General features: G+C 46.4%; 13 protein-coding genes. 3 read left to right on the forward strand and 10 right to left on the reverse strand.

The window, feature by feature from the left end:
• Positions 1 to 7: 7 nt before the first annotated feature.
• From RT422_RS07860 to RT422_RS07880, 5 genes are read right to left on the reverse strand one after another with little or no spacing between them, the layout of a single operon-like run.
• Positions 8 to 697 carry an NTP transferase domain-containing protein gene (locus RT422_RS07860; protein ID WP_313421909.1) on the reverse strand — a complete coding sequence of 230 codons (690 nt, stop codon included), beginning with the start codon at positions 695 to 697 and terminating at the stop codon, positions 8 to 10.
• Positions 681 to 1,775 carry an XdhC family protein gene (locus RT422_RS07865; protein ID WP_313421910.1) on the reverse strand — a complete coding sequence of 365 codons (1,095 nt, stop codon included), beginning with the start codon at positions 1,773 to 1,775 and terminating at the stop codon, positions 681 to 683. Before RT422_RS07865 ends, RT422_RS07860 begins: the two co-directional genes overlap by 17 nt.
• Before the next feature lie 21 nt (positions 1,776 to 1,796).
• Positions 1,797 to 4,220 (reverse strand): xanthine dehydrogenase family protein molybdopterin-binding subunit, encoded by a 2,424-nt coding sequence (locus tag RT422_RS07870; protein ID WP_284034932.1) that lies wholly within the window; start codon positions 4,218 to 4,220, stop codon positions 1,797 to 1,799.
• Positions 4,217 to 5,245: a xanthine dehydrogenase family protein subunit M gene (locus RT422_RS07875; RefSeq protein ID WP_313421911.1), complete on the reverse strand. Its 1,029-nt coding sequence runs from the start codon at positions 5,243 to 5,245 to the stop codon at positions 4,217 to 4,219. Before RT422_RS07875 ends, RT422_RS07870 begins: the two co-directional genes overlap by 4 nt.
• Positions 5,242 to 5,847, reverse strand: coding sequence for a 2Fe-2S iron-sulfur cluster-binding protein (locus RT422_RS07880; RefSeq protein ID WP_313421912.1), 606 nt, complete (start codon positions 5,845 to 5,847; stop codon positions 5,242 to 5,244). The genes RT422_RS07875 and RT422_RS07880 overlap by 4 nt, the downstream gene beginning before the upstream one ends.
• Positions 5,848 to 6,695: 848 nt before the next feature.
• Between RT422_RS07880 and RT422_RS07885 the strand changes: the two genes are divergently transcribed.
• From RT422_RS07885 to RT422_RS07895, 3 genes are all read left to right on the forward strand, one after another.
• On the forward strand, positions 6,696 to 8,060 hold the full coding sequence (locus tag RT422_RS07885; RefSeq protein WP_050325200.1) for a diaminobutyrate--2-oxoglutarate transaminase: 1,365 nt from the start codon (positions 6,696 to 6,698) through the stop codon (positions 8,058 to 8,060).
• A 92-nt stretch (positions 8,061 to 8,152) separates the two neighbouring features.
• Entirely contained in the window at positions 8,153 to 8,722 is a 570-nt protein-coding gene (locus tag RT422_RS07890; protein WP_050325199.1) for a GTP pyrophosphokinase, read from the forward strand.
• A gap of 77 nt (positions 8,723 to 8,799) precedes the next feature.
• Complete coding sequence (locus RT422_RS07895) at positions 8,800 to 10,359, forward strand: aspartate aminotransferase family protein (protein WP_313421915.1); 1,560 nt, start codon at positions 8,800 to 8,802, stop codon at positions 10,357 to 10,359.
• 51 nt (positions 10,360 to 10,410) lie between these two features.
• Here the strand turns inward: RT422_RS07895 and RT422_RS07900 are convergent, their stop codons facing one another.
• The 5 genes from RT422_RS07900 to RT422_RS07920 form a co-directional block, all read right to left on the reverse strand.
• Positions 10,411 to 11,856, reverse strand: a complete 1,446-nt coding sequence (locus RT422_RS07900; RefSeq protein WP_313421916.1) for an L-serine ammonia-lyase — start codon at positions 11,854 to 11,856, stop codon at positions 10,411 to 10,413.
• A 212-nt stretch (positions 11,857 to 12,068) separates the two neighbouring features.
• Positions 12,069 to 13,256, reverse strand: a complete 1,188-nt coding sequence (locus tag RT422_RS07905) for an ABC transporter permease (RefSeq protein ID WP_313421917.1) — start codon at positions 13,254 to 13,256, stop codon at positions 12,069 to 12,071.
• Positions 13,256 to 14,686, reverse strand: coding sequence for an ABC transporter permease (locus tag RT422_RS07910; RefSeq protein WP_179286582.1), 1,431 nt, complete (start codon positions 14,684 to 14,686; stop codon positions 13,256 to 13,258). Before RT422_RS07910 ends, RT422_RS07905 begins: the two co-directional genes overlap by 1 nt.
• A gap of 8 nt (positions 14,687 to 14,694) precedes the next feature.
• Positions 14,695 to 15,912 (reverse strand): HlyD family secretion protein, encoded by a 1,218-nt coding sequence (locus RT422_RS07915; protein ID WP_179286581.1) that lies wholly within the window; start codon positions 15,910 to 15,912, stop codon positions 14,695 to 14,697.
• A 46-nt stretch (positions 15,913 to 15,958) separates the two neighbouring features.
• Entirely contained in the window at positions 15,959 to 17,950 is a 1,992-nt protein-coding gene (locus RT422_RS07920; protein WP_095356477.1) for a TolC family protein, read from the reverse strand.
• Between the last annotated feature and the right edge of the window lie 309 nt (positions 17,951 to 18,259).

Below are 18,259 nucleotides of genomic sequence, written 5' to 3' on the forward strand. Positions count from 1 at the left end.
GGTTGTCTCAATTAAAATGTTGGGTCGGCGGCAAAAGGTGATAGGCTGTTTTTAGCTGCTCAAATTGCGCTAAGGTATCAATATCTTGGCTTAAATGCGGTAGCGGTATCGGATAAAGCTGATAAACCTTACCATCGGCGGGCGAAACAATAGTGGTTTGATGTTGCCATAACGCCCGAAAACCTTTATCGCCTTGCAACTGATGCCCAAATGCTTGCAAAAAACCCCAAGGTAAATTGACGGGAATCCCCCAAATTGGTTGATTGTTATCACCATACTCACTCACAATCAGCTGATGGTCTTCAACATTTTGGCTTAATAGCCTCAAATCATCGAGGGTTACCGCCACTTGGTCAACAGTCAAAAACAAAATCCGCATCGTAGCACTTACTGACTGTTGTTGTAATGTTGTCATTGCATACTGAATCGATTGCGCCATCCCTGTTTGCGGCGTGGGGTTATCAACGACTGTGACGACAAATGGTACAACTTCATTGTATAACGCTTTAGATATTGGGTTATCAAGTTTTGGCAAAACCACCAACACTTGATGAGGCTGCAATTGGCGTGCCAGTTGAATTTTTTCAGCCAGCAAAGTTTGATGATTTTTTACAATCAGCTGCTTGGCAAAACCAAGACGCTGGCTCAATCCTGCTGCCAAAATCACCACGGTTAAATTGCTAGGAGTGATGCTCATGATATACCTGTTGAATTTGGGCAGTGATAGATAAAGCCACCGCTTCAGGCGTATCCCCACCGAGCGCTAAACCCACAGGATAGAACAAATTAGCAGATTTCACCAGTTGATAACCATCGTCAATCTCACTAAGCAACTGCTCAGTGCGATATTTCGGCCCTAATTGCCCAATAAAAAAAGGCGAATTTTGGGCTTTAAAGGCTTGGCTGAGCCATACTCTGTCTTGACTCAGACTATGGGTCATTATCACCACAGCGGTCGGCTGCGGTGACTCAAAAAAAGTCTGCACAGACTCAGCCTCATCAAGGGCAATCTGCACAAAATTGGCGTGACCCTGCCCGCGATAACGGGCAATCACATCCAAACGACTATCAATCACCGTCACCTGCCAGCCTTGCAAATTTGCCATGGTCATCAAAGGTAAACAATCTTGCCCCGCGCCAAAAATTAATAATTGTAGCGGTGGTTGTAGCGTTTCTATAAAGATGCTTAGTTGTTGCGATTGTTTTTGATAAACATGCAGCATAAAGCGACTTTTACGGCTGGCAGCGACTTGATTAACCAATTGCCAATCTTGTTGACCCAATTGCGACAACTGCGTCAAGGGCAGATGTTGTCCAACCACAAACTCATCTGAGTTTGAGGTGATAACTGTAGCCAGTGTTTGTGGCTGTTTTGTCTGTTTTAAGCGCTGAAAACAGGCAAATAATACAGATTGTTCATTTAAAATCAGACGTTCAAATAATACTTGAATGACGCCTTGACAGCCAAGCCCAAAGCCTTCTTGCTCATCACTGTCATCGACCACCTCATCTTGTGATAACTGGCTATCGGTTGCGGTATGATAGGTTTTGAGCGTTGCCCCATCTCGCGTTAGCCAAAAGGCTCGCTGTACCAAGTGCTTTTCAAGACAACCGCCACTCACCATGCCTATGGATTGACCATCGGCTAAAATCAACATTCTAGCACCAGGTTGCCGATAGGCTGACCCTTCGACACTCACCACGGTGGCTAGTACCGCTTCACTGTTGGGCGGTAACTGGTCAAGGGTAGCAAAAATATCAAACAAGTGGTTCATAGCAAATGACAGTGTACCCGATTACAGTAATGGCAACTGGTACAGCAGTTTATCCAAGGTAATGGGATAGTCTCGTACTCTAACGCCTGTGGCATTAAAGATCGCATTGGCAATGGCTGCCCCTGCCCCTGATAATGCCAATTCACCTATACCCTTGCTATGGAGCGGATTGGCATAGGGGTCAGTTTCGGGTAACATTATTACCTCTAAGTCAGGCACATCAGCATTCACACACACCTGATACTCGGCTAAATCGTGATTACATAGACGACCGTCACGTTTGTCATGGTGAATTTGCTCCATCAAGGCAGCCCCTATACCAAACACCATACCACCAAAGCACTGCGAGCGCGCTGTTTTTTCGTTTAAGATACGCCCTGCGGCAAATGTGCCTAGCATACGGCGAACCCGAATTTCACCGGTTACCCGGTGTACCCCGACTTCAGCGAACTGTGCGCCATAGCCTGCATGACGGTATTCTTTTTTGGTTTTACCAGGTTCGATTTCACCATTAGCTACCAAGCCATGAGGGGCATATTGCTGCAAAAAACTGCTCAGCGGTAACTGGGTATCGACTTGTTCCCAATCGAGTACATTATCATGATTGTCTACAGAGACCTCAGAATTAAGCCCTGTTTTTTCTGCTAGTTTATCCAACGTATCGGTTAACGTATGGTTAATTTTTTCGCCAATTTTTTCAGCTAGGCTAGGGTCATGCTCAAATTGCCTATATAGATTGCCTTGTTTAAAGCCAATGCTATCGGCATGCAGCCCCACACTCTGGGCAATCTTTTCTCGTAGCGCTTCACATGCCAGATAAATTGAACTACCAGCGCTTGAAGCTCCCCAGCTACCGCCTGACCCTGCAGCAGGGGGCAGATCGGTATCGCCAAGTTTGACCTCGACATGGTCAATCGGTAAGCCCAGCATATCGGCAACCACTTGCGCAAAAATAGTATAGCTACCTGTACCGATATCAGTCATGTCAGTTTCGATACGAGCCATGACCCCAAGCGGTTTGTCAGAGGGCAACAGGCTCACACGGGCTTGTGAGGGTTTTAATTCGTTGCTACGCGCGGCGCACGCCATCCCATAGCCAATCAGCCAATCGCCTTCAAGGCGACTTGCGGGCGTTTGTGGGCGTTCATCCCATCCAAAGGCTTTTGCCCCTTGCTCCATACACGCCAGCAATTTTCGGGTGCTGTAGGGAATTTTTTTGCTTGGGTCTTCGCTAGGTTCATTGCGTTTTCGCAGTTCAATTGGGCACAGCTTTAATGCATACGCCAGTTCGTCCATGGCACATTCGAGTGCCAACTGACCCACCGCTTCGCCAGGGGCACGCATAGAACCTGTTAAGGTAAAATTCATGCGCGCCATTTCGTATTTGATTTGGCGATTGTCACCGCCATACAAAAAGTGGGTAGAAACCGCCACTGGCTCAAAAAACGTTTCTGAAGGTAAATTGGTGACAATGCTATTATGAATAATAGTATGGATTTTACCATCTTTATCCGCCCCCAATGCCACCCGTTGTTCGGTGTTGGTGCGTCTGACGGTAGTTTCCATGACTTGCGGTCGGGTCATGTTCACAAGTACGGGGCGTTTTAACTCTTTAGCTGCAATGGCTGCCATCACCGACTCGGGTGAAATACCCAGTTTTGAGCCAAACCCGCCACCAACATATGGCGATAACAAACGGACATCGTCTTCCGGTATATCTAAGGCTTTGGCAAGTTGTATTTTGGAAGAGGCAAGCATTTGGTTAGAAGTATGAAGAGTTAGCTTACCCTCAAACCAACGCGCCAACGAACTGTGCGGTTCCATCGGCATGTTACTTTGGCTAGGTGTGGTATAAGTCACATCGACTTTAACTTCTGCTTGCTTAAGCGTTTTTTCAGGTTTGCCAATGTCGTCACTTTTATCGGTTACCCAATCAATAAACTGGGTATGCTTTTTTTGCTTGTTAAAGTCAAAATGCCCGTGTTTTTCATCATTTTCATAGTCAATCTGTAACGCCTTCGCGCCTTCTTGAGCCGCTTCTAGGGTTTCTGCGACCACCAAAGCAATCGGCTGTCCATGATAAAAAACCTCACTTGCCCCTTGTACAGGTGCCATTTTGACACCCCCTTGTTGCGGGTTGCGTAAAAACAGGGGGTCATGAAACACCCCAATCACACCTGCAACTTGTAAGGCGGTATCTTTATGTACTTTTTTTACCTTGCCTCTACCGATGGTTGCGCCGACCATCACCCCATGACACAAGTCGTCAAATTGGTTTTCGGCAGTATACGTGGCTTTACCTGCGACTTTTAGGTGTCCTTCGATACGGCTCAGTGGTTTGCCAACGAGCTTGCTATCGGTCGTATCTAGCCGTGACTCGACAGGCTTGTCCATGGTCAGTTTTTTTTCAAGGGGCGATTCGCCAAAAATTTGTGTTAGGCTCATGCACTCACTCCACTACTTAAAGGACTTGATTGATTGGGTTGTTGTAACGCACGCTGCACAACATGGTGTAAAAGACGCTGTACCAGCACGGTCTTGTATTCGGTTTGTTCATCGGTTTTTGCTTCTTTGAATAGGGTCGCCACCGCAAGCTCAATGCTCACGGCATCGCCTGTGCTGCCGATCAGTATTTTTTCAATCTCGGTATTTCGCCATGGCTGACTGCCAATACCGCCAAATGCAAGTCGCACATTGGTGAGTGTATCATTATCATGCTCAATCACGGCAGCGACGGACGCCAAAGCAAAGGCATATGAGGCACGGTCACGCACTTTGTCATAGCTATGCACGCCTTTTAAGGGTGGCGGTAGAATGATATGGGTAATCAAATCACCTAGATTTAAGCAAGTTTCAATATGGGGGGTTTGCTCAGGTAAGCGATAAAATTCAGCGATAGGCACTTGGCGGGTTTGCCCGTCGGCTTGCTGGATAACAATGACGGCATCGAGTAATCGCATTGCCACCGCCATATCTGATGGATGGGTAGCAATACACTGCTCGCTTGTGCCTAAAATTGCTAAGTTCTGATGAAGACCTGCTTTTGCCCCGCAGCCAGAATTGGGCTCACGCTTATTACACGGACTATCGGGCTGATAAAAATAATAACAACGGGTGCGCTGTAGTAGATTGCCACCGGTACTGGCTTTGTTACGCAGTTGCGGCGATGCACCCGACAACAAGGCACGGGCAAGCACCGCATAATCTTGACGAATCACAGGGTGAGCCGCTAATTCACTATTACTGACCATAGCGCCAATTTTTAACCCACCTTCTGGCGTGGCTTCGATTGTGTTAAGGGGCAAACGTGAAATATCAATCAGCTGTGTTGGCTGTTCGATTTCGAGTTTCATCAAGTCAAGTAAATTGGTGCCCCCAGCGATAAAAAACGGACGCTGCGCCTCAGCTAAAGTGGCTATTTTGACCGCGTCATCCACTGAGTTGGCGCGCTGATAATCAAAAGTTTTCATAGCGACACTCCTGTAGCCTGAGTAGCTGCTGTCTGAGCGGTCACCTTATCTGTCTCTGCCGAAAAACCTGTTTCTTGTAATACCTGTTTAATCGCTCGCACGATGTTGGGATATGCCGAGCAGCGACAGATATTGCCACTCATACGCTCAGAGATTTCTTTATCTAATTGTTGCTTAAATTGCGCTGTATCGTTTGATAAAGGTTGCATCAAATCATCCGACACATGACTTGCCCAGTTTTGGCGTAGCTCTTCAATCATCGCTTTGGTCGAGCAAATTTGCCCAGGGGTACAATAACCACATTGAAAGGCATCATGTTCCAAAAACGCTTGTTGAATCGGGTCAAGCGCTTCGGGTGAGCCAATGCCTTCAATGGTTTCGATGCTATCGCCTTCGTGCATGACTGCCAGGGTTAGACAGCTGTTGACCCGCTGACCGTTAATCAGCATGGTACACGCGCCACACTGACCGTGGTCACAGCCTTTTTTGCTGCCTGTCAAGCCAAGATGATTGCGACAGACATCTAGCACTGTGGTGCGTACATCTAGATCCGTCAACGTGTGTTGTTGCTGATTGATAGTAAGTGTTAAGGATTGTGGCATAAAGTTGCTTCTCGTCTAGTTGTTATGGGTTTATTTTAAGTGTGTTATCTAGGATTGACGCCTGTTATCAAACTTATTTCTAAAAATTCGCTACGCCTTGCCTACGCAATCACGATGGTAACATTAGAAGGGTTCGTCATTTTTGCGTATGTAGCCATCCCGTTTTTTTGGCAGTTTCTTTTGGTAATTTTTTTACTAGTTTTTTTGTCAGTCTATTTTGCAAGGTAATTGATTTTATTTTATTATATTTTTTTAATCAGCTTTTGTATGTTTATTCGTGTAAAGCTCTCAATAAGCAGTATTTAACTTTTACAAAATTTTGATGGTGTAAGCTTGGTTGTTGTTAGCCTTATTAACACTTGGCTATTTTGTACCAAATAATTCATTAATATGGTATTAACTAGGTAATTTTTTTATCATTATCGTGACTGAAATTGTGACTGCAGAGTTTTATAAACTGCATAGACTATCAACGATTGTTAGAATTTCCCCACTGCTTCGTACTTTTGTGCCGCTCATTGCTCATTGCTCATTGCTCATTGCTCACCGCTTACCATGATTTTTTGCCTTTGCCATCGCAAAATACAACCTGTGTTATCAATTTGAAAGATTGAGGCGATTTTTTGCAAAAAAGACTTTATTTTTCACAAAAAAAGGGTATTATGCCCCCATAAATTTTGAACGTTATATTGTTAGGTCTTGGGTGCAGTGTCATGGCATTTTGGGGTTTTGCGGTATAACGTTTTTGTTTTGGTGTCAGTCATCCTGACTGATATGTTATTCACAAGTTCGAGAAAGATAGCCACAAGCAAATTTTCTTAAACCCTTATCTGAGATGGTAATCCGATATGAGCGTTCACACCCCTGTACACCCTATTTCTCATGCCACTAACGAATATTACTTAACTCGTCAAAGCACGATGGAATCTAATGTTCGTAGTTATCCCCGCAAACTACCGCTAGCTATTGCTAAAGCCCAAGGTATTTGGGTCACCGATGTTGAAGGCAATGATTACCTTGATTGCCTAGCCGGTGCTGGTACATTAGCCTTGGGTCACAACCACCCAGCCGTCAAACAAGCCTTATATGATGTGTTAGAAAGTGGTCTGCCACTGCACACCCTAGATATCACCACCCCTGTCAAAGATGCATTTACCGAGTCCTTGCTGTCTTTTTTCCCAGAAGATTTTGTATTGCAATTTTGCGGTCCGACCGGTGCTGACGGTACAGAAGCGGCGATTAAATTAGCAAAAACTTATACAGGGCGTGACAACGTTATCGCATTTAGCGGTGGTTATCACGGTATGACCCATGGCGCGCTTGCCATGACCGGCAACTTGTCTGCCAAAGAGAAAGTGGGCAATTTGATGCCAGGGGTACAGTTTATGCCCTATCCGCATGAATACCGCTGCCCACTTGGGCTTGGTGGTGAAGCAGGTGTTGATGCGCTGACTTACTACTTTGAAAACTTTATTGAAGATGTTGAAAGCGGCGTGGTCAAACCTGCAGCGGTCATCCTAGAAGCGATTCAAGGGGAAGGCGGTGTCGTCCCTGCGCCCAAAAAATGGCTACAAAAAATCCGTGAAGTGACCGCTAAGCATGATATCGTATTGATTTTGGATGAAGTGCAAGCTGGGTTTGCGCGCTCAGGCAAAATGTTTGCCTTTGAACATGCCGACATCGTGCCTGACGTGGTGGTGATGAGTAAAGCGGTCGGGGGTGGTTTGCCACTATGCGTACTTGCCATCAACAAAAAATTCGACGCATGGGCACCAGCCGGTCACACCGGTACTTTCCGTGGCAATCAGCTTGCGATGGCAGCATCGATTCAAGTATTGGATGAAATCCGCAGCAAAAATTTGGCAGAAAATGCGCGTATCCGTGGTGAATTCTTGCGCGATGAACTCAAAAAAATCGCCAAAGAATTTCCTTGTATCGGTAACGTGCGCGGTCGCGGCTTGATGACCGGTATTGAGATTGTCGATGAGCGTAAACCTGCTGACCGTATCGGCTCGTATCCTGCTGATATTGACATGGCAAATGCGATTCAAAGAGCGTGTTTTGACAACAAGTTACTGCTGGAAAAAGGCGGTCGTGGCGGTACAGTGATTCGCTTGCTTTGCCCGATTAACATCACTCAAGAAGAATGTGATGCGGTGCTTGAACGCTTTAAAAAGGCAGTGGCTGAAGCCGTGCAAAAAGTACGTGGGTAATTGATTATTGCCTATTAAGACGGTAAAGTTACTGACGTGGCTTTGCCGTTTTTATTATCTGTTTATTTCATTTATTTCATTTTGAGTAAAATATGGAAACCAATGTCGCCAAGACCGAACGCCTGATTCGAGAAATCAATCGGATTCATGGTGAGTATTCACAAGATTATTTCGAAACAGGCAAGGTACAAAAAATCAACCTATCACATACGCTCAAAACCGTCCCTATTGAGCCTATCTTGTCATATCGGCTTAATTTGCATGAAGCGATTAATGATTATTTGGCATTTGCCGATACCCAAAATATCGATTTTTTTTACCGCGTTAAAACGGCTGAAAGTATCTATGACAAAGTCAATCGCTATTTGGCACGACAAAACCAGTACCCGGTCAATAATATTTTAAATGATATTTTTGGTGCTCGGATAATTTTGCCATCGGCTGATGTGACAGACATTATGGAAAAACTGGATGATTGGAAAACAGATTACAGTCTAAAAAATTGGTATTTACGTGATATCGACGGGTATATCGGTGTGCATGTGTATTTTAAAAATGCGAGCAATTTTTATTATCCGTGGGAATTGCAAATTTGGGATAAAAACGATGCCAAAGCCAATATTGTAAATCATCAACTGTATAAGCGTAATTTTGTAAAATAAATTAACCATTTGCTCATATCACTCTGTTTAATGACAATTTATAGTTAACTCTATCTTAAAGAATGCAAGGACTTACCATGTCAAACTTATCACAGCACCGCCAAGCGTTATTTTGTAATGACAGCCAATCCATTGCCGATTACCAAAAAAATATGAACACCGCTGTACAAGCCGTCACCGACTGGCTCAAAAATGACAAAATGTACACCGGCGGTAGTATCAAAGAACTGCGTTCTGCCATTAGCTTTCAACCTTCTAAAGAAGGCTTAGGCTTGGAATCCGCATTAAAACGTTCAGTCGAATTATTCCTTAATAAAAGCTTAAAAGTGCATCACCCCCATTCGCTCGCTCACTTGCACTGCCCAACGATGGTAACCAGTCAAATCGCCGAAGTGCTGATTAATGCCACCAACCAATCGATGGACTCTTGGGATCAAAGCCCAGCAGGGTCACTGATGGAAGTGCAACTGATTGATTGGCTACGTCAAAAAGTCGGTTTTGGTAGCGGACAAGCGGGCGTATTCACCTCAGGTGGCACCCAATCCAACTTGATGGGCGTGTTACTCGCCCGTGATTGGTGTATCGCTAAAAACTATAAAACTGACGATGGGTCAGAATGGTCCGTACAGCGTGACGGCATCCCAGCCGATGCCATGCAAAAAGTGAAAGTTATCTGCTCAGAAAACGCGCATTTTAGCGTGCAAAAAAACATGGCAATGATGGGCATGGGTTTTCAATCGGTTGTTACTGTGCCAGTCAATGACCAAGCGCAGATGGATGTTGTCGCACTTGAACACACCATGGCGCAATTGAAAGCCGAAGGCAAAATCATCGCCTGTGTGGTCGCTACCGCAGGCACTACCGATGCGGGCGCGATTGACCCAATCCCTGCGATTCGTAAGCTTACCCATGAGTACGGTGCATGGCTTCATATTGATGCCGCTTGGGGTGGTGCGCTGATTTTATCGAATAACTACCGCGATAAACTTGCAGGTATTGAGCAAGCCGACTCTATCACCCTTGACTTCCACAAACACTACTTCCAAAGCATCTCTTGCGGGGCATTTTTGCTCAAAGATGAAGCCAACTATCGCTTCATGCATTATGAAGCTGAGTATTTAAACTCTGCGTATGACGAAGAACATGGCGTACCCAACCTAGTCTCTAAGTCGCTACAAACCACGCGCCGTTTTGATGCGCTAAAATTATGGCTGACGGTGGAAGCCTTGGGCGAAGAATTATACGGCTCGATGATTGACCATGGCGTTGATTTGACCCGCGAAGTTGCTGATTACATCAAAGCCACTGATGGGCTTGAATTGTTGGTAGAGCCACAGTTTGCCTCCGTACTATTTCGCGTGGTACCCAAAGATTACCCGGCTGAGTTGATTGATAGCTTGAACCAAAATGTCGCCGATGAGCTATTTGCCAAAGGTGAAGCCAATATCGGCGTGACGCGCGTCAGTTACCAAAAGCAAGGGGATGCTCACCAAGATATGCAATCGCTTAAAATGACCACGTTAAGCCCCATCGCCACGCTTGACAATGTCAAAGCCTTATTGGCGCAAGTGTTGGCGCAAGCCGATGACATCAAAGACCGTATTATTACAGGGGATTATCAGCCTGCGATTGATTGATAAGCACAAAAAAACCGATTCCTTGGCGAATCGGTTTTTTTTACTGTAGCACTAACACTGACTGTAATTGACCGTCACATCTAGCGTCGGAATCAGATTTGACTGGGCGGCAACATCCTCGTCTAGGACATTGATAGCAAGCCCGCCCATTGCGGTTTCTTTATATTTTGACATCATATCTCTGCCTGTCTCTTTCATGGTTTTGATGGCTTTATCAAGCGATACCACATGCTGCCCATTGCCTTTAAGCGCAAGCCTTGAGGCATTAATCGCTTTTACTGCCGCCATGGCATTGCGTTCGATACACGGCACTTGCACCAACCCCGCAATCGGGTCACACGTCATGCCAAGGTGATGTTCGATGCCAATTTCGGCAGCGTTGGCACATTGCGCAGGACTACCGCCAAGCACATAGGTTAACCCTGCCGCTGCCATCGCACACGCCGATCCGACTTCCCCTTGACAGCCCACTTCTGCGCCTGAGATGCTGGCATTTTCTTTGATAATGATGCCAATCGCCGCAGCGGTTAGCAGAAAATCATGCAAACCTTGCAGCGTATAACTTGGACAAAAATCTCGATAATAATGCATGACCGCAGGTATCACGCCTGCCGCACCATTGGTGGGGGCAGTCACCACACGTCCGCCACTGGCGTTTTCTTCATTCACTGCCAAGGCATACAGATTCACCCAATCCATCACGGCAAGGGCATCATTAAATGCTTTTCGGCTATCGGCAGCGGATAACTGCTGATAAATCGCCTTGGCGCGGCGCTGTACTTGTAAGCCCCCTGGCAAAATACCATCGTGGCGACAACCATCATTGACACAGTCTTGCATGACTTGCCAAATGTCGTTAAGCCCACCCAGCAGCTCATCTTCACTCAAGTTAGCCAGTTCATTGGCTCGAACGACTTGGGCGATTGACAGTTGATTGTGTTGGCAAATTTGTAATAATTCTTTGGCGTTGTTAAACGGATAAGGTACCGGTTTTTTGACGCTTTCAATCACCGGTTCTTTTGCTTGGGCTTCTTGCTCAGTCTGCACGAACCCGCCGCCGATTGAATAATACGTATTTTGGTAAACAATTTCATTGCCTGTAAAAGCAGTGATAGTCAAAGCATTGGGATGATGGGGCAGCGATACCCTACCATTTAGGATTAAATCCTTGTCAGCAACAAAGTTAATTTCATGCTGCTGATTTAGAGACAGCGTGTTTTGCGCTTGGATATCGGCAATTTTTTGTGAAATAGCGGCGACATCCGTCGTCTGTGGTTGCTCTCCCATCAAACCTAGCATCACCGCTATATCACTACCGTGCCCTTTACCCGTCGCACCGAGCGAACCAAATAGCTCGACTTGCACCCTATCCACCTGCGTCAGTAGCTGCTGCTGTGATAATGCGCTAACGAACAGATTCGCCGCTTTCATCGGTCCGACGGTATGCGAACTTGAAGGTCCAATCCCAATCTTAAATAAATCAAAAATACTGATCACTGATAAATCCTATATGCCAATCAGTTGAAAAAGTCAACTATGTTATATCCATTGTGCTAGATAACCACGGATTGCCCATCTGTGTCAATGTGCTATCGAAAAGTTTATCAAATGATAGATGATGGATGATAGATACTTGCTACACGCATCGCAAATTTGGCAAATAACCGCACGTGTAACCGCATGAGGAAGAAAATAGCCGTTGGCAAGGATTAATCTGCTAACGATTCACTTTCTTTACTCGCTAATAAAAGTAGCAGCAATAAACAAACCAAGAAAATCATCATGAGCGCCATGAGATACACGTTGACATACGCCAGTGGTACGCCCATTTGGTTGAGCATCACAGAGGCATTCATCCCCGAGGTGCTAGGTAACACCCAGCGCAAATACTGCAGGGGCTCAGGCAGCATTTGATACGGCCATGAAATCCCTGAGACAAACAGCATCGGCATTGAACTTGCGACCAAGATTTGCATCGCCCGTTCTCGCGCCCCAAACCACACCCCAAGTAGACAGCCCAATGCTGTTACCGCAGGGAAAAACAGGACAAGCAGTACCAGTGAACCCGTGAGATTTTGGTTACGGATATAGTCATTGTTGGAAAATACCCAGCCATAATAAAAACAGCCGAGCACAAAACCAAAACACGCTAACCCCAATATTCGCGCAAGCCACGTTTTCATCGAAGCGCGGTGCATGTCTTGCTCTGCCCAAGTACCCACTAGCATTGCCGTGCCCATCAAAAACATCTGCTGCAGAATCAATATTGCAACCGCAGGGACAATGTAGCTACCATAGCCTTCGGTACGGTTGTATAACGGATTAATCGTCAGCGCCACAGGGGAAATATTGTTTTTGGCAACCGTGATGTCTTGCCCGATGGCAACATTTTTTTGTACTTTCGCCCCGGCGGACACGGTGCCGATGACTTCTAAAAACCCAGATTGTACTTGTTTATTGAGCAAAAAATAGTTACCGTTGGCCAAGATACTCACCTTGGCAGGTTGTCCTGTGGTCACTTTTTGATATAGCCCTGAGGGTATCACCATGTAGCCTGCAATTTTGCCTTGCCACATCAGCTGCTTGGCACTGTTTTCATCGTTTACAATGGTGCTTTGGATGCGCGGATTGGCTTGGGCGTAGCTAATAATGGTCTGCGATAGACTTGAATGGTCATAATCCACCACTGCCACAGGGACATGACGCACCACTTCTTTTGAATACGGCCAAGGATAAAAAAAGCCATAAATAATCGGGGCAATCAGTAGCATAGTGAGCACCCCTTTGTCTTGAAACACGCTGCGCCATACATGCAAAACTTGCAGCAAAAAACCGCGCTCCCAAATGTTTGCAGAGTTGCTTACATCGACTTTGCTGGGCGTTGTCTGGGAGGGCATCAGCGTTGCCCCCATTTTTCAGGCTTCAGCAAGGCCTTTTTGGTCAACAACGCGGCTAACAACAAGGTAATCATGACGGCAATAAAAAATCCGATAAAGCTGCTATAGGCAAACGATGGCGGTGCGCCCATTTGTAATTGGGTGGTTTGCAAGTTGAGATAATGGGTTAATGGCAGGGCATTTGCCCAACGCTGCGCGGCAGGACTCATCGCCAAAAATGGAAATGTCACCCCTGAAAAAGCAAATGACGGCGCGGAGATAAAGCCGGTAAATGACAAGCCTTGACGATACGAAAACGTGCCTACTGTGACAATCACCCCAAGCCAAAAAGACACCATCATAAACATTAAAAATATCAGATAAGTAATCGCCACGGATGCCAAACGAATGGGGAAAATTTGCATCACCAAGGTCAATGCCACCGCCGCCCAAAGTGTATAGGCAAACATCGCCCAAATTAGTTTGCCATTGAGTCCTGCGATAATCAGCGATAGTTTGGGTTTTTCGTGCCCCAGTGTCACAGGATGGTTAGGATTAAAGGGGCGGTTAAAGGCATAGTTACTGGCATGGTTACTGACAAATTTGGGGGATGTTAGCGACTGGTACCACTCACCTAACGTCTTGTCGACCAGCTCTCGACCGACAGTTGATGCCCCAATCACCATCGACAAAATATGTAGTAAGGCTGGTACCACAGTGACCGCCAAAAATTGCTGATAATTATTGGCGGTATTAAACAGTGCCACACTTTGCGATTGTATCGGTGCATAACTGGTTTTGGTCAGCGTGACATCTTCGCCAATGGCGACTCGCCGCTGCATCTCTGCGCCTGCCGAAAAGGTACTAACTGCTGTCTGTACCGCTTTTTGTATCATGCCTGAATGCGTGCCATACTGGGCATTGACATTGAGTAGCAAGCGCGAGGTTTTGCCAGCCAGTAGATTGGCTGAAAAATTCTCTGGGATTTCAACCACCGCCATGACATCGGTAGTCTCGATGGCTTGCTGGGCGGCAGCGGCACTATGAAGACTTTTAACCACCGCAACCTCAGGCGTCGCATCAATATAACGGATAATCGTCGCAGATTGCGCGGAGTGGTCATTGTCTATGACCGCAATCGGAATCCCGACTGCCATGCCTTTGCTAAAAATCCACCAGACCAAAAATATCAGCACAATGGGCATCCAAAACATCAAGGAAAAATCCCAACGATTTTGCACCAAAAAATCCCATTCTCGGCGCGCACTGTACCAAAACGCCGCAAAGAATTGCACAAAACCTGAGCGGTTATCAAACTGCGCATACGCATGACGCTCATGGTCATTGTCACTAGCCCTAGCACTGTCACTGGCATTTGGCATAGCGGACGATGTCGGTGACGGCTTAGAGCGCTTGTTTGATGTCAGTTTTGATGTCAGTTTTGATATCATGGTTGACTTCATTGTGTTTGGGTTGGTTGCTGGCTTGCCGGTATATCAACCAATACGGTCATGCCCTGTCTTAGGCGTGTATCTGACTGGCTCGGGCGCGCACGAATCTCAAAGGTACGCATATCAAAGCCGTCTTTGCTGTTGGTCGGGCGCCACGTGGCAAAATCTGATAGCACGGAACTTGCGTACACTTTAAACACTTGGCGGTAAGGCTGATTGTTGACCGATAACGCAGGAACCGTACCGCTAAATTCACTGCCGACTGCAAAATGATTTAGGTTATTTTCGGTAACGTTAAGCACGACCCATTGGTTTTTGGGGTCGACAATGGTCATCAGTGGTACGCCCTGTCCAACCACTTGACCTGGTTTGACAATCACGTTGTCCACGATACCCGCAATCGGGCTTTTAAGATTGGCTTCTTCTTTGGCAACCATCGCTTCTTTAAGCTTGCCTTCTACTTGGCTGACTTGTGCTTGGGCAGCGGTTTTATCTTCACTGCGCGCGCCTGTTTTGGCTAACTCATATTGCGCTTTGGCGATTTTAGCTTTATCGACACTGGCGACATAGTTGGTATAGGCTTCGTCACGTTTTTGCCGTGACATCAAGCCTTCTGCCGCGAGTCGGTTGATACGCTCATAGGTGACTTTGGCAAGGTCAGCCGCAGATTGGGCAGCATCGTACTGGTATTTTGCCATTTCAATCTCTTGCGGTCTTGCGCCATTGTTGGCTTTGTCCAGTTGGCTTTGGGCTAATTCTTTGCCTGCTTGTGCTTCTTCGACCTTGGCATTGATTTCTGGGCTATCCATATCAATCAAGCGTGTGCCCACGCTAATTTCATCGCCTTCTTTGACATAAATATTGGCAATACGACCGGCAACTTTGGCAGCGACAGGCGTTTGCTCTACTTCCATATGCCCTTGGATGGTCACAGGCGCGCTGCGCGTTTCGCGCTTGTCTTTGATTAGCCCCCATGCGACCAGTCCAATCAGCCCAAGGATAATCAAAGCAATAATGATGGTGCGGATTTTACTGGGTTTTTTGGTAGGCGGCACGTAGCGGCTATCCGTCGCAGCGGCTGACAGGCTGTCCTCTGCGTGCGGCTCATCGGCAGCTTGGGCGTTCATCGCTGCATTAGCATTATCCGCAGCGCTGTCCAAAGTGTTGTCGTTGTCTTTAGCGTTGTCCATCGCATTGTCTGGTGTTGGGTTTTGTGGATCAGCCATACGGTAAGCCTACTGGTGAAATAAAGACACGGGTTAAAATAATTGATTAGTTCTTACGATGTTCAAAATAAATCGCGGGTAGCTTGACGTCCGCTGCCTGCATATAACGGTTAAACTCTAGCGGCGTACCGCAGCTTTGCATCAAGTCTGCCATTGCCTGTACATAATCATTTGCCGCTTTGGCCTGCTCGGTTTTGGCTTTTTCCAAATTGGCTTCGGCTTGCATCACTTCTACGGCCGTGTTGACGCCTTCTTTAAATCCAAGCTGACGAAAGCGTAGCATCTCACTGGCGAGTTCAATATTGGTATTTAAGGCAATAAAATTATCGCGTGCATTGTTGACTGTTTGCCAATTTTTTTCTACCAATAACATAATATTATCATTGACATCCACTTGGCTAAATTCGGCTTGGTGCAGCTTGGCAAGGCTCGATTGGGTGCTAGTACGGCGATCTACCCCACCCCACAATTTCCAGTTGGCAGACACCCCAGCAATCCAATTTGGGTCAGCGTCGATTTCAGAGCGACCAAAGACGGTGACATTGGGTTTGTAGGCGGATTCACTAAATTCATGCAGCGCTTTGGCTTGGTTGTACTTGGCGGCGACCTTATCAAAACCTGGGTGATGCATTTTAGCCTGCTGCTGAAAATAACTCAGCGGCGGCAACGGCTTGGTGGATACAAATAAAGGCGATGTTGGTTTGATAAAATACGGCGTGCGCAGTAACCGCTGTAGCGCGGTCATGGCAAGCTCAGCATCGTTCAGCGCTTTGCTATTTTCGTATTCGGCATCGGCTAAGGCTTTTTTGGCTTCCAAACGCTCGACTTTTGAAATCAGCCCCACATCGAGTGCGCGCTGTGCGGCATGGTCGGTGGCACGAATCGCATTGAGCGCATCGGCGCGTAGATACGCTGCCATGATGGCAAGCTGGGTTTGAAAATAGCGTTTGGTAAGCGTGGTGTATTGTTCATCCAGTGACAAGTCAGCATCGGCACGGCTTTCATCGGTCATACCATTGAGCAAACTGGTCACTGCTTCGGTTTTATGTCCGTTATAAGCAGACCACAGCACGGTGACATTTGCGCCTGTTCTATTTTTGTCGACATTGGCAGGGATGCTATTGGGAATCGGGTCGGTGATTAAACCACCGATATCTACTGCCGTAGTAGGCAGTGGCAAAGTGATGGGCAAATTGCCAATATTGTTATTGACTGCGTTGTCAATGGCTAGGTTGTTTTTAATGCCCGTGGTATCTATATTGTTATCCACATGTACATGCGTGGCACTGGCACCCAGATACACAATCGGTTTGTTTAAGCCTTTGGTCGACTCAGCTCGCAGCTCATTACTCACGATTGCCGCATTGTCAGCCGCGACTTTGGGTGATACTTTGACTAGGTACTGCTGCGCTTGTGCCAGTGTCAAATTACTGGGCACATCTAGGCCATAACTTGGCGGATAAGGCACCCCATTATTGATAGTAGGATCGTAGCTGAGCCCAGCTGCTTTCCCCCCTTTGACTTCATTGGCGCGGGTCGCGGTTTTTTTCGATGGCGTGTCTGCTGATGGTGCGTCGGTGGCAGGGCTAGCATTGAGTACAGGCTCAGGATTGGGCGGGGTATTGATTATCGGCGTAAACTCCGCGGTATCGCCACTGGTACTGGGCTGCAATCTGCTAGTGGGCTTTGTGGTTGGCGCTGCTGGTGTGGTTTTAGCCAATGTTTTAACAGAATTTTTAGCCGATGTTTTAGCTGATGTTTTAACAGGCGGCTTGTTAGCATTTTTAGTGGGACTACTGGTCGTTTTGGTGGTTTTTGTCGTGGTCGTGGTGGTGGTTTTTGTTGTAGTTTTTGTTGGGGTCGTTTTGGTAGTGCTAGGTTTGGTGACCGTGGTCGCAGCCGTCGCTGCCAAAGATAAGGACAAATTCAACGAAACCATTGCCATCGTAAACGCAGACAGGGTAAGCACGCGTGATAGTGGCTGTGGATGATGGCTTACTGAGTAAGTCGATGGTTTGATGGATTGATGTAATTTCATACGACTCGCTAATAACTTGCCTATGGCTTTGCCGCAACATAACAACCCCGCAAGCCGTCAATTACCCTAGTAATTGATGCGGTCGCTGTTATGATGCCCGTATTACCAAAAAACTGTCTTATTAAATAATGCCTAATTAAATAATAATGAAATACCAAAGTGAGCACTAACTGTCATTTTGTATATTAACTAAAGTATAAGATTGTAAAAAGAAAAAAATGACCCGTCAATCTACACTTGTCATATTAACAATATTGTAGTTTTTTTAATAATATGGCTCATTAAGCCTCACATCATTACTGTTTATTT

The sequence above is a fragment of the Moraxella sp. CTOTU49803 genome, assembly GCF_032097965.1.
Taxonomy (GTDB): Bacteria; Pseudomonadota; Gammaproteobacteria; order Pseudomonadales; family Moraxellaceae; genus Faucicola; species Faucicola tetraodonis.